Here is a 12,173-nt window from a genome sequence, read left to right on the forward strand (position 1 = left end):
TCGGTGCTACTCGCCGACCTCGGTTTTCACGACGGTCGCCGGCCGGGTCGTCAACCGGAGAACGCGGTCGGTGACGCTCCCGAGCAGGGCGCGATACTCGTTCGGTCGCCGTTTGGTCCCGAGCACGAGCAGGTCCACGTCGCACTCGTCGGCGTACCGCACGATGGTCTCGGCCGGGCGACCGTGGCGCATCGCTATCTCGACGTCGACATCGACCGCCGATGCCCGGCCCCGGAGCTCCGAGAGCGTCTCCTCGCCGTGTCCCTCGAGGCCGTGTTCGGGGCCTTCGGCTTCGTCGACGTACTCGTCGCCGCTGTACGCAGTCACGACGTCCTCGTCGACGACGTAGAGGACGTGGAGGACAGCATCGTGAGCGGCTGCGAGGTCGAGCGCGTGAGCCTCAGCCTCTTCGGACGCGACGGTGCCGTCCGTCGAAAGCAGGATTCGATCGTACATTGGATCGGAGTTCATAGCTGACCGTGATAAAACCGATCTCCGATTCCCATCGCTCGGAAGTCGGGCACACGCGTCCGATGTACTCATCGGTGAAGCGACGGTGGCGAGCCGAGAAACCGAGGAAGAGGAGAGCCGATTTCGGCTAGTACTGGTACGTGGCTAGGTCTTCCACACTGAGGTCACCGCCTCCATCGGAGAACATCGACTTGGGAATCGTCGCGTCGATGATCTCCATATCGTCGACGACCTGCGCGATGTTGAAGTCGACGTTGATGCTACACAGCCGGTACGCATCCAGCGGGTCCAGACCCTCTTGGTGCACGAGGATCGAGATGGCCTCTCTGATCGCGTTGACCATGGCGTCGTCGAGATCCTCACTGAAACCCATCGGGATGTAGTGGTCGTCGGTCTCCGCAACCGGCCAGTCCAGCGGAACGTCTTTGTGGAGGGTGAACTCCAACGTGGGCGAGAGCGAGGTTTCGATCGCGGTGAGTGACACCTCCCCGTCGCCCTGGGATGCGTGTCCATCGCCCGTCCAGAAGAGCGCACCTTCCGCGCTGACGGGGAAGTAGACCGTCGTTCCCACCCCCAGTCGGCGGTTGTCCATATTCCCACCGAAGTACGAGGGTGCGATGGTATCCAACGGGCCCGTAGATGGTCTCTGACTGACAGCCATGATCCCCATGAACGGGTCTAACGGGAACGCGACGTCCTGCTCCAGTGAGACACCAACCGAGTCGGTGAACAGAGCGGTCTCCCTCTCTTCGTCGAAGGGAATGACCTGACTGTCACCCTCCGGGAAATCCGTTTCCGGGAGTGCTCCGGACGGGGAAGCCGAACTGACGCCATACGGCGCACTCACTTCGATGTCCTTGACGTAGACTTCCAGGATATCGCCCGGTTCGGCGTCCTCGACGTACACCGGACCAGTCACTGGATGTGGTCCCTCTCGCTCTACCTCGTTCCCGACCGTCACTTCCGGTTCGAAGATATCCGAGTGAGCGATACCGTTGTCGAGTAAGTACTGTTCGTGGTCCTCTTCGTCCGGAGCGGTCAGAACACAACCGAACGTGACAGTGTCTCCCGATTCGATTTCCAGTACCGGCTCGCGGTCGGGGTCGAAGATCCCCCACTGGATATTCTCCGGCGTCGGTTCGACTTCGTAGTGCTCGTTGCTGTTGTCGGTGCCTGATTCTTGGGCTTGTGTAATGCTGGACCCCGCAACGATTGCAGCACCCGCAGTTCCCGCTGCTGTCTTTAGAAACCTTCTCCTCCGGAGCGTCTCTTGCGAAGGGAACGTCACCCTGTCGTCTGCCGGTTCACTACCCAATTCACCACCGCTTCGACTAGTTTTTTCGTCGTTCACAGACTGTATGTCTACTATCTCCGCAATAAGCGTTGGTTTATACAAAAATAAACAGTGCACAGTGGGGAGTCAGATGGGTAGATTGTATTAGGACCTTACCAATACTTGGTTAGTATCGGACCCCAGTATCACAGTCGTCGTGACTGCTATCGGCCCTGCTCTCGGTAGGAAAGACGCCCCTTCTACTCAGCATGTTACGTTGCATGCATTCTAACCAGATAGACAGTGAGGTAGACTGACGCTCTGCGATCACCGAGTGTCGCTCTGGTGGAGGTATAGCACCTCGCAGTGCGAAAAATATCCGCCGACGAGCGATTGCCCGCGGTTCAGTCGTCGAGGTCGACGGTGACGGGGCCGGAGTCACCCGCGTCGACCGTCACCGTCGTCGAGTCGACGAGTTCCTGCCCGTCTGCGAGTGCGCGGACGAACGTCGTGTCGTCGCCGGACGGGTCGTAACCGGTCAACGCCAGCATGACGTCTTCCCAGTCGGCATCGAGCGATAACTTTCGGACAGTCCTCTGCCGTATCGCCCGTATTGACCGGTGACGGGTCGACGGTCTCGGGGGCGGAGAGTCGACCGGGGGCGACATCGCCCGCGGGGTAAATAATCACTACGCTCGTAGTATATTTATCGTCACAGCGCCGACGTGGCCGGCTCCCGTGCGTCGAGCGACAGGCTGGTCACGACGAGCGACACCGGTTCGCGACGTCCCGGACGAGTCGGTAGTCCGACTCCGAGTACGCGATGACGCGGACGTCGGTCAGCGACTCAGCGTCGTAGTTCGATATCTCCTCACAGACGAGGCGCGCGCCGGTCTCGAGGTCGAACCCCGCCGCGCCTGTCCCGAGAATCGGGACGACGACCGACTCGCAGCCGAGTTCGTCGGCTTTCTCGAGCGTCGTCCGCGTCGCCGTCCTGATGCTCTCCTCGGTCGCCCGGCCGTCGCCGTAGTGGGGCATGGCCGCCGCGTGGATCACGTGGTCAGCGTCGAGGTCGTACGCGTCGGTGACCGCGACGTCGCCGAGGTCGACGGGACCGTTCGAGACCGCCTCCTCGTCGATGGGTCCGTTCGCGGCTCGACGAAGCGCGTCGGCGACGCCACTCCCCATCCGAAGGCTGGTACCTGCGGCGTTCACGAGGGCGTCCGCCCGTTCCGTCGCGATGTCACCCTGGATGACACGGAACTCCATGCCCGACCGTTCGTGACACCGGTAGTAAAGCCCGGGTGCCCGGTGCTGCGAGGGGTCGAGTTTGGCACGCGAACCGTGCGCCACCACCGTCGACTGTCGTTCCCGGTCGATTCGTGGGCTGAACCCCTTCGTTCGCCCCACGGTCGCTCCGGCGATACGGGAGCGGTACGCGTCTCCTCCCGGTCGTGGCGGGGGTGGACCGTTCGATTTCCGTCGCCGAGGGGGTTCGGCGACGGGGCTAGAACGTGACCCGTTCGAGCAGTCGGCGGACGAACCGGGGGCGGCGCGACTCGTGTGGGTAGACCGTGACGACCGTACACCCGGGGCTGGGGAAGACCGGCCGGTCGTCGAACACGGCGTCTCGCAACCGGTCGTCGGCACCACGACGCACCAGCAGGTCGGGTCGGGAGGGTTGCCCGCCGTCGGTCCGGACCGCCTCCGTTCTGACCGGCACCGAGAGCAACGCCGAGAGTTCGGCCTGGTACTCGTCGATCGTCCGCCGCCGCTGGTCGGTGCTCTCGCGGTCGGCGGGGTACCACAGCGAGACGGTCCCGTCGTTCGCCGCGGCGACGGCGTCGGCGACGTCCACCGCCAGGGGTGGGTACGGCCCGCGACCCTCGGAGAGGACGACGTCCTCCGGACGGTCGTAGCCGAGGTTGTCCACCAGGAGGACGTCACAGGGGGCGTGCCGGACGACCCAGTCGATGGGGTCACCGAGCACGCGCGACCGGAGTCGGAGCGGTTCGTGTTCGGTGACGATGGTGTCCACACCTCGGTCCGCAGCGAAGTTGACGACGGCGTGTTTCGTGTCGTGGCTGACGACCTCGTCCGCCTCGATGCGGACGTCGAGGTCCGCCGCGAGCGCCTCCGTCCGCGTCTCGAACGACACGTCCGACGCGGACTGGACCGTCACCTCCTCCGTGAGTGGTGCCTGGTCGGGGATCTCCTCGAAGCGGACGGCGACGACGCGCCCGTCGTCGGGGCGAACGAGGTCGGCGGCCAGGGCGACGAGCGCGCGCTCGCGCTCCGCGTCCGCGTTCTTCGTCAGCGCCACGAGCACTTCGTGGGTGTCCGCTTCGAGGCTCGATTCGACCTCCGTGAGGGCATCCCTGCCGACCTGCCGGCGAATCGCGTCCGTCGCCGCCCCTTCCCGGCGAACGCGCGGCCGGACGTAGCCGACGTACCAGACGACGCTCCCGACGATGATGAGTGCGGCACCGCCGAGCGCGATGGGCCCCATCTGCGTGAGGAGCGCGACGCCGGTGACCGCCCCGAAGACTTGCATCCACGGGTACAGCGGCGACGTGAACTCGGGGTCGTACTCGGCGCTCCCCTCGCGGAAGGCGACCACGGCCAGGTTGATCAGCGCGAACACCATGATCTGGAACGCGCTCGCGAGTTTCGCGATCTCGAGAATCGGGACGAAGGCGATGAGTAGCAGGAGGACGACGCCGGTGAGGGTGATCGAGTTCACCGGGGTGCCGAACCGGTCGCTGACGGCCGAGAGCGAGGGTGGGACCAGGCGGTCGCGACTCATCGCGAACGGGTAGCGCGACGAGGAGAGGATGCCCGCGTTCGCCGTCGAGACGAGGGCGAGCATCGCGGCGAGGATGACCGCGAGCCAGCCGGCGTAGCCGAGCGTCGCCTCGGCGGCGACGGCGACGGGCGTCAGCGACCCGGCGACGCTCCCGGGGTCGGTGACGCCGACCAGCACCGCCACGATGGCCACGTACAGGACGGTCGTGAACGCGAGCGAACCGAGGATGCCGAGCGGGATGTTCCGCCCGGGGTCTTCGACCTCCTCGGCGACGCTCGCGACCTTGGTGACGCCGGCGTACGAGACGAACACCAGTCCGGTCGCGGCGAGGAGCCCGCCGACCCCGGCGTCGAAGAAGCCGGCGTAGTTGGCGGACTGGACACTGGGTGCGCTCCCGGCGGTGAACCAGCCGAGCGCCGCCAGCATGACGACGACGATGGCGACCTGGAGTCGTCCGGTCTGTTTCGCACCGACGACGTTCACGAGGATGAGAAGCGAAGCGAGTCCCAGCGCGACCGGTGTCACCGGGAGGTCGAACAGCAACAGCAGGTACGGCACGCCCCCGACGAGCGCGAGCGCCCCCTTGAACGAGAGGGAGAACCACGTCCCGACGCCGGCGACCGTCCCCAGCAGGGGACCCATGCCGCGCTCGATGTAGATGTACGTCCCGCCGGCTTCGGGCATCGCGGTCGCCATCTCCGACTTCGAGAGCGCCGCGGGAACGACGAGCACGCCCGCGAGCGCGTACGCGACGATGACGGCGGGGCCGGCGATCTCGAGCGCGAGCGCCGGGAGGATGAAGATACCACTCCCGATCATCGCACCGATACTGATGGCGAGGACGGACAGCAGTCCGAGGTCGCGTTTCAGCTCTTTCATACGGTCTCGGTCGTGCAGACGGGGCGTGCGGAGTGCGGTTCGTCTCGGACGATGGGTGCGGGGGAGGGGGGTCTCATGACTGAAAATCGTCGATGGGGTGGCCAGTTCGGAACGAACGGGCGAGGTCCGTACCGACTCCGGCGGCGTTCCTACCCGAAGGTGCTGGCGAATACGCATAAACTAACGGGTACAGGTGTCGGTACGAGAAAGCAAACGATTGTTATTCACGAACTGATAGTCGAGGCCGGTCTCGACCGACATCGCACCGCTCGTCCCGGAAGCGGTCGAGCGAGGGGGACACGTTCGCGTCGGCCTCGAGGACGCACCGCTCGGCTCGGGACGGACCAACGTCGAGCTGGTCGAGGACGCCCGAGGACGGATAGCGGACGCGGGCGCGACGCTGGCGACGGCCGACGAGGTTCGGCGCGAGGTATCAGCGGCGAACACCGGTGTGTGAACGGCGGGCGTCGGGCCGGTGGGGCCGCGCCAGCGTCCGAGGGAAAAGCCCACGTCCGCCCGGTTCGAGGGTCGTTCACATGGGCTACGACGACCGGTCGATCGGCGGCTTTCTCGACCTCGTGGCGTCTCACCGGGTGACCCCCGCGGGGGGGACGGGGGCGGCCGTCGGTGGCGCCATCGGGACGGCACTGTGCGAGATGGTGTGTCTGCACACCATCGGGCGGGACGAGTACGCGGACGTCCGTGACGAGATGACGGCGCTCCGAACGGAGCTGGAGACGCAGCGAGAGGCCCTGCTGACGCTCGCCGACAGGGACGCGGCGGTCGTCGACGCGCTGCTCGACGCCGACGGCGACGCGGACCGGACCGCGGCGGCGAAGCGGGCCACCGGGGTGCCGCTCGCTATCGGCGAAGCGTGTCTGACCGTCCTCGAACGGGCGACGGTGCTGACCAAGAAGGGGAACCGGAACGCCGTCCCCGACGCCGTGACCGGGGCGTACCTCGTGCACGGCGCGCTCCGCGCGTCGGTGTTCACCGTGCGGACCAACACGGCCCGGCTCTCGGACTCGGCGTTCGCCGAGGAGATGGAGACGCGGGCCGCCGACATCGAACGGTCGGCCGAGCGCGAACTCGACCGACTGCTCGCGAACGCCGAGGCCGACCGGGAGTGAAACGACGTGGCCGTTCAGGGGACCCTGAACACCCGGACGGTGTCGCGTGCGGTCGGTTCGCGGACGAGCTGTGCGAGGCCGAGTCCGGTGAACACCCCCTTCCAGTCGCGGTGGTACAGCGGGAAGTCGTCGTCGACGCAGCTCACCTCGGCACCCGTTCGACCGCGCCGCGGGCTGTTCCCCTCGTTCTCGGCGGTTATCAGCAGGTCGCCCGTCACGCGGGCCAGTTCCTCGAAGACCCGGGCGTTCTCGGGGTGGATGTGCTGGAGCGTCTCGACCGAGTAGACGACGTCGAAGGCGTCGTCGGGAAACTCCGGCACGACGTCCTCGATGGCGCCGGTGTGGAACGTCCCGGTGGCGGCGAGTCGGGGGTACCGGTCGGCCATCACCTCGAAGGAGTCGGCGTTGATGTCGATACCCGTGAGGTCCTCGAACCCCTCGTCGCGGAGGTGCGCGAGGTGCCGTCCCGAGCTACAGCCGACTTCGAGGACGGCGGCGTCGGCGGGCGCGTAGTACTGACAGACCGTCGCGAGCGTCTCGCTCACCTCGTTCGGGCCGATGTCGGCGTAGTACGCGGGCGAGAACGCCCCCGACCGTTCGGCCCAGCCGCGGCGGTTCTCCTCGGGGTCCATACCCCACCGAGGTGGCGGGGGGGTAAGACACCCTCGTCACGGCCCGCAGGCCCCGGCCGTGGACGGGGTCGACGCGAATCGTTGACGATGCACACGAACGAGGAGTCCCATGTCACGACGCGACGCGGACGGCGTGGACCGCCTCCGAGCCGCGTGACTCCGTTTCGGGGACGGTCGGCGGGGACGCGGGGGGAGCGCGACCGTCCGCACGCCGTCAGGACCGCGGGCTCAGGAACGCGAGGAGGGCCGTCCCCGCCATCAGCGCGGCCAGCACCAGGTACCCCTCGTCGAAGTAGCCGGCGTCGGCGACGGTCCCGAAGAGGACGGGCCCCGTGGCGCCGAGGGTCGCCGCCGTCGTCCGGACCGTGCCGAGCCCCGTTCCGCGGAGTTCCCTCGGGAAGGCGTCCGAGAGGAACGACTGCGTGACGGCGCCCGAGCCGAGCATCGTGCTCACGAGACCGGTGACGGCGGCGAGCGGCCAGAAGCCGTCGACCGAGGGGAGGAGCGCGAAGCCGACGGTCGGCCCGACGAGCACGAGGACGAGCGACCACCGCATCCCGACGCGGTCGTAGGCGGCGCCCGAGAGCGGTTTGACGACGACGCCCAGCGCGAAGAACAGGCTGAACAGCACGCCGACGACCGCCGACGAGAGCCCCTTCTCCTGGACGAGGTACGTCGGGTACAGCCCGGTGAACGACTGCCAGACGAAGATGTACAGGAAGAGGATGAACACCATGAACGCCATGTTCGGCCGGCGGAGCTGGACGGCGACGCCGCGGGCGCTCTCGGCGAGCGGGAGGCCGTTCGAGCGCGCCGAGCGGTCCTGGACGGGGAGGACGACCCAGATGGCGACGCCCGTCGCGACGAACAGGGGGATGAGCGCGACGAGGCCGGCCTGCCACGCGAGGACGCCGGCGAGGACGCCGACGACCGGCGGGAGCACCGTCTGTCCCAGGTCCCCCGTCGCCATCGTCACGCCGAGGGCGCTCCCGATGCGGTCGGGGTAGATGTGCGAGAGGCTCGTGATGCGGGCGATGGGGTACAGCGACTGGCCCAGGCCGACCAGCCCGGTGGCGGCGAAGAGGACGACCGGCGTCGGGGCGACGGCGACGACGGCGAGCGCGGCCGCGACGGCGAACGTACTCGCCGACATGACGAGGCGCTCGCTGTACCGGTCCGCGACGATACCGCCCGGCAGTTGGCCGACGGCCGACCCGAGCCAGAGCACCGAGACGAGCAACCCCGCGACGGCGAGGCCGAGGTCGAAGGCGTCGCGCAGGTACGGCAGCAGGACGGGGAAGGTCATCCGCGTCCCGTTGAGCATCCCCCACCCGACCGCGATGGTCACGAGCGACGTCCCCCGACCGCCGCCCCACAGCGCGCGGGCTTCCCGTCCGACCGATGCGAACACGTCCATACAGGGTCCGTCTCGAACCGCTCACAGCGGACACATAGCCGTTCGTGTTCCGTCGCGAGAGAAGGGGTGTCGACCGCCGGTCAGCGCATCTCGGCGAGGTCGAGCGACCGGTCGGCCTTCACCCACTCACCGAGCGTGCCGGTGGTGAGTTTGACCCACTGGCCGTCGAGTTCGTGTGCGTCGACGCGCGGCCGGTCCGCACTCGGGTCCGTGGTCATGGGCGCGCTTCGAGAGTGAGGCCAAAGAGGTGTGGGGCTACCATCGTATCCTGTCGTCGTCGGTGGGGGAACCGACCCGTCTCGTCGGGGATCAGTCGCCTCCGGTGTCGTCCCCTTCGACGTCGTCAGCGTCGCCGAGGTCGTCGTCCTCCCCGATGCCGTCGAGGTCGTCGATGCCCTCGACGTCGAGCGCCACCGGCGACCCGGGGTCCTCGGGCGCGCGGGTGTCGACGACCTCGGCGAGCGTCCGGACGACCACCTCGGGGTTCGTCCGTTCGAGGACGCGCCGGACCGCGGCGGAGCCGACCCGGCCGGCGACCTCGCGGCCGACGACGCCGGCGAGCGTCCCGCCGGTCGCCCGGCGGACGAGGCGCTGGGCGACGACCCGACCGGCCGGGCCGCCGAGGGCGCGGCTCAGTCGCTCGTGGTCGACGGCCTGTTCGTAGGGGGCGCCGTCCGACAGCGCCTCGAAGTCGACCGCCTCGAACACCTCCTCGACGACGCTGACGGCGAACAGCGCGTCGAAGCCGGACTGGATGCGGTCGAACGGGCCGTCGCTCTCCACCGAGCGGCCGCCGGAGTCGGAGTGTGTCACAGTGCCCGTCGTACACGGTCACGGGGGATAAGGTCGGGGCCGCCGTGCGCAAGCAGGTGGCGGGTCGTCGAGGACTACGGTCCCGACGCCCCCTCCGTCCGGGGGTTGAGCTGGCCGGTCGAGCGGTAGATGCCCCCGAGGAGGACGAGACCGGCGACGAGCGGGACGACCGCGCAGGCGGCGTAGACGGGGGGGAAGCCGACGGCCTCCACCGCGGGGAGCGAGACGATGGGGCCCAGGCCGCCGCCGACGTCGCCGAGGACGTTGTTCGTCCCGGTCGCCCGACCCATCCGGTCGGCGGGGGTGAGGTCGGCGAGCAGCGCCATCAGGGGGCCGCCGACGCCGCCCTGGCCGGCGCCGATGAGGAGACAGCCGACCAGCAGACGGCCGAGCGAGTCGGCGACCGCGAGGACGAGGAAGCCCGAACAGGCGAGGACGAGGAACGCGAGGAGGACGGGGACGCGCGCCCCGAGGCGGTCGCTCAGCACCCCGCCGACGAACATGAAGACCGAGCCGGCGAGGACGGTCGTCGCCATGAGGAACCCGGAGGTGCCCTGCGCCGAGTAGCCGAGGACGGTCACGCCGCGGGCGTCGAGGAGGACGACGAGCGTCGCGAAGAGGACGCCGACGTACGAGAAGTAGAGCCCGAAGTTGACCAGTCCCGCCGTCAGCGCGGGCGCGCTCCGGTCGATACTCCACGGTTTGACCGCCGTGCGCGTCGTCTCGGCGTGCGTCTCGGGGATGATGAGGTACGCGAGGCCGCTGGCGACGAGCGCGAAGGCGGCCGCGAGCGCGAAGGCCGTCGCCACGCTGTAGGCGTCGCTCACGACCCCGCCGAGGACGAGGCCGGTGGGGAAGCCGAAGGTGATGCCCGCGCGCACCAGCCCCATGCTCGTCCCGCGGGCGGCGGCGTCGCTGACGTCGGCCGTGATGGTGTAGGCCGTCGCGAAGACGAGCGCGCTGCCGACCCCCCAGGCGAGGCGCGCGAGGAGGAACCACACCTCGGGGAGCGAGGAGGCGAGCGCGACGTTGTAGCCGAGCGTCGCCACCCCCTCGACGGCGAGGCCGACGATGAACGGCGTGCGCGTCCCGATTCGGTCGACGAGCGCCCCCGCCGGGGCGTTCGCGACCATCCGGACGAACCGGTTCGCGCTGAGGATGAGCCCCACGAGGACCGGCGAGATGCCGAGGACCCGCCCCAGGTTCGGCAGGACGGGGAAGACGACGCCGCCGCCGAACCCCACGAAGAACGTACAGGCGATGACCGCCCAGACGACGGCGCGCGGGCGGGAAGTGTCGGTCGGCATCGGTACGACACACGACCGGCGCTACGAACCTAAACGTCGCGAAGCCGGCCGGGGACGAACGCGGTCGGTCAGGGCCGCTCGTCCGCGTCGGGGCCGCTCGCTCCCGAGCCGTCGGGGTCCTCGCGCGGTCCCTCGCTCGCCACCGACCCGTCGTCGACGCGTTCGACCGCGCTGGGGAGCGGTTCGTCGCCGTCCAGGTCGGGAATCGGGTCCGCACCGACGGCGTCGGGGGTGACGGGGACGCCGTGGACCAGGTCCGGCAGGACGATGCGCGCGAGGTGGACGCCCACCACGAGGACGAGCGGGCCGAGGAACAGGCCGTACCAGCCGAAGACGAGCGGGCCGAGGATGTACGCGAACAGCACCAGCCCCACGTGGAGGTTCCGCCCGGAGATGTACGGCCGCAGCAGGATTTCGGTCGCGCCGTCGATGACCGCGAGGCTCACCAGCAGGAAGACGAGCGGGTACCAGAGGAGCGCCGGGTCGGTGATGGCCGCGAGGCCCGCGAGATAGACGACGACGGGGATGTAGACGATCTTCATCCCGACGACCGGGACGAGACTGCCCGCGCCCGCGAGCAGGGCGATGAACGTCACCGCCGAGAGCGAGAGCGGGTCGGGGGCGACCGCGTTGAGGGCGTTGTAGGAGATGGCGGCGACGACGGCGACGACGAACGCGTTGAGGATGTTCCCGAAGTAGACGGTCTTCAGGTCGCGGTCGACCGCCCGGCCGTAGGCGACGAGCGCCGCGTCGTCGTCCGCGAGGCCGCGGCGAACCCACCCCGCGAGCTTGTAGTCGTCGCGCAGGAGGTAGAACGCGACGGCGAGGGCGATGAACAGCTGGAGGAGCCCCGACGCGAGGAGGCCCGCGTAGCCACCGGCGGTCGCCAGCAGGTCCTGGACGGTGCTCGGCGTGGCGAGGTCCGTGAGCCGCTGGGGGTTCTCCAGCAGGACGGTGACGAGTTCCTGGGGGTTGCTGACCGCGAGGTCGCCGAGGTACGGCTGGAGCGACGTCTGGTAGTCGCTCAGGTCGATGGCGGCGAGACCGCCCAGTTCGCGGGCGGCGAGAACTACCGTGTAACCGATGAGCAACAGTATCGGGAGTGCGATGAGCAACAGCGCGAGGCCCGCCCGGAGCGACCGCGAGGGGAAGCGGTCGCCCAGCCGCGAGTAAATCGGGCGCGTCGCGTAGTAGATGAACACCCCGAGGACGAACGCACCGAGGTACGAGTAGACGACGTAACAGAACACGGCCACGACCGCGAGGGTGAGCGCCCACCACGCCACCTGCGAACGGTCACCGACGAACTCCGGCTCGACTCTCATCGTCCCCTCTTGTCCCACGAGCGGGAAATCGCTTCTGCCCGCGGCACCGCTGCGCGTGACGCCCTGTTTTCACGCCACGATGTATCTAACGAAATACTGATAGTCATAGAACTCGATACG

Annotated in this window: 13 protein-coding genes; 2 read left to right on the forward strand and 11 right to left on the reverse strand. The window is 68.5% G+C overall.

Going from position 1 to position 12,173, the window contains the following annotated elements; translation table 11 throughout:
- Positions 1 to 6 precede the first annotated feature (6 nt).
- From P1Y20_RS16720 to P1Y20_RS16740, 5 genes are all read right to left on the reverse strand, one after another.
- On the reverse strand, positions 7 to 456 hold the full coding sequence (locus P1Y20_RS16720) for a universal stress protein (protein WP_304449850.1): 450 nt from the start codon (positions 454 to 456) through the stop codon (positions 7 to 9).
- Between the two features lie 142 nt (positions 457 to 598).
- Complete coding sequence (locus tag P1Y20_RS16725) at positions 599 to 1,822, reverse strand: acetamidase/formamidase family protein (protein ID WP_304449851.1); 1,224 nt, start codon at positions 1,820 to 1,822, stop codon at positions 599 to 601.
- Between the two features lie 326 nt (positions 1,823 to 2,148).
- A complete protein-coding gene (locus P1Y20_RS16730) occupies positions 2,149 to 2,295 on the reverse strand; it encodes a hypothetical protein (protein ID WP_304449852.1) in 147 nt (48 codons plus the stop codon).
- A 208-nt stretch (positions 2,296 to 2,503) separates the two neighbouring features.
- Positions 2,504 to 3,013 (reverse strand): macro domain-containing protein, encoded by a 510-nt coding sequence (locus P1Y20_RS16735; protein ID WP_304449853.1) that lies wholly within the window; start codon positions 3,011 to 3,013, stop codon positions 2,504 to 2,506.
- A gap of 238 nt (positions 3,014 to 3,251) precedes the next feature.
- Positions 3,252 to 5,429 carry an amino acid permease gene (locus tag P1Y20_RS16740; RefSeq protein ID WP_304449854.1) on the reverse strand — a complete coding sequence of 726 codons (2,178 nt, stop codon included), beginning with the start codon at positions 5,427 to 5,429 and terminating at the stop codon, positions 3,252 to 3,254.
- A 259-nt stretch (positions 5,430 to 5,688) separates the two neighbouring features.
- On the opposite strand from P1Y20_RS16740, the gene P1Y20_RS18810 reads away from it, so the two are divergent.
- Complete coding sequence (locus P1Y20_RS18810) at positions 5,689 to 5,886, forward strand: 3-keto-5-aminohexanoate cleavage protein (RefSeq protein WP_368662191.1); 198 nt, start codon at positions 5,689 to 5,691, stop codon at positions 5,884 to 5,886.
- Positions 5,887 to 5,965: 79 nt separating this feature from the next.
- The gene (locus P1Y20_RS16745) at positions 5,966 to 6,559 is read left to right on the forward strand and encodes a cyclodeaminase/cyclohydrolase family protein (protein WP_304449855.1); all 594 of its coding nucleotides are present in this window, start codon (positions 5,966 to 5,968) and stop codon (positions 6,557 to 6,559) included.
- A gap of 14 nt (positions 6,560 to 6,573) precedes the next feature.
- On the opposite strand, the gene P1Y20_RS16750 is transcribed toward P1Y20_RS16745, so the two are convergent.
- From P1Y20_RS16750 to P1Y20_RS16775, 6 genes are all read right to left on the reverse strand, one after another.
- A complete protein-coding gene (locus P1Y20_RS16750; protein WP_304449856.1) occupies positions 6,574 to 7,191 on the reverse strand; it encodes a class I SAM-dependent methyltransferase in 618 nt (205 codons plus the stop codon).
- Positions 7,192 to 7,405: 214 nt separating this feature from the next.
- Positions 7,406 to 8,608 carry an MFS transporter gene (locus P1Y20_RS16755; RefSeq protein WP_304449857.1) on the reverse strand — a complete coding sequence of 401 codons (1,203 nt, stop codon included), beginning with the start codon at positions 8,606 to 8,608 and terminating at the stop codon, positions 7,406 to 7,408.
- Positions 8,609 to 8,688: 80 nt separating this feature from the next.
- A complete protein-coding gene (locus P1Y20_RS16760) occupies positions 8,689 to 8,826 on the reverse strand; it encodes a hypothetical protein (RefSeq protein ID WP_304449858.1) in 138 nt (45 codons plus the stop codon).
- 91 nt (positions 8,827 to 8,917) lie between these two features.
- Positions 8,918 to 9,421: a hypothetical protein gene (locus P1Y20_RS16765; RefSeq protein ID WP_304449859.1), complete on the reverse strand. Its 504-nt coding sequence runs from the start codon at positions 9,419 to 9,421 to the stop codon at positions 8,918 to 8,920.
- A 74-nt stretch (positions 9,422 to 9,495) separates the two neighbouring features.
- Complete coding sequence (locus P1Y20_RS16770; protein ID WP_304449860.1) at positions 9,496 to 10,728, reverse strand: MFS transporter; 1,233 nt, start codon at positions 10,726 to 10,728, stop codon at positions 9,496 to 9,498.
- A 68-nt stretch (positions 10,729 to 10,796) separates the two neighbouring features.
- A complete protein-coding gene (locus P1Y20_RS16775) occupies positions 10,797 to 12,053 on the reverse strand; it encodes an AI-2E family transporter (protein WP_304449861.1) in 1,257 nt (418 codons plus the stop codon).
- Between the last annotated feature and the right edge of the window lie 120 nt (positions 12,054 to 12,173).

Origin of the sequence: Halomarina ordinaria (assembly GCF_030553305.1) — an archaeon.
In the GTDB taxonomy this organism is placed as follows: domain Archaea; phylum Halobacteriota; class Halobacteria; order Halobacteriales; family Haloarculaceae; genus Halomarina; species Halomarina ordinaria.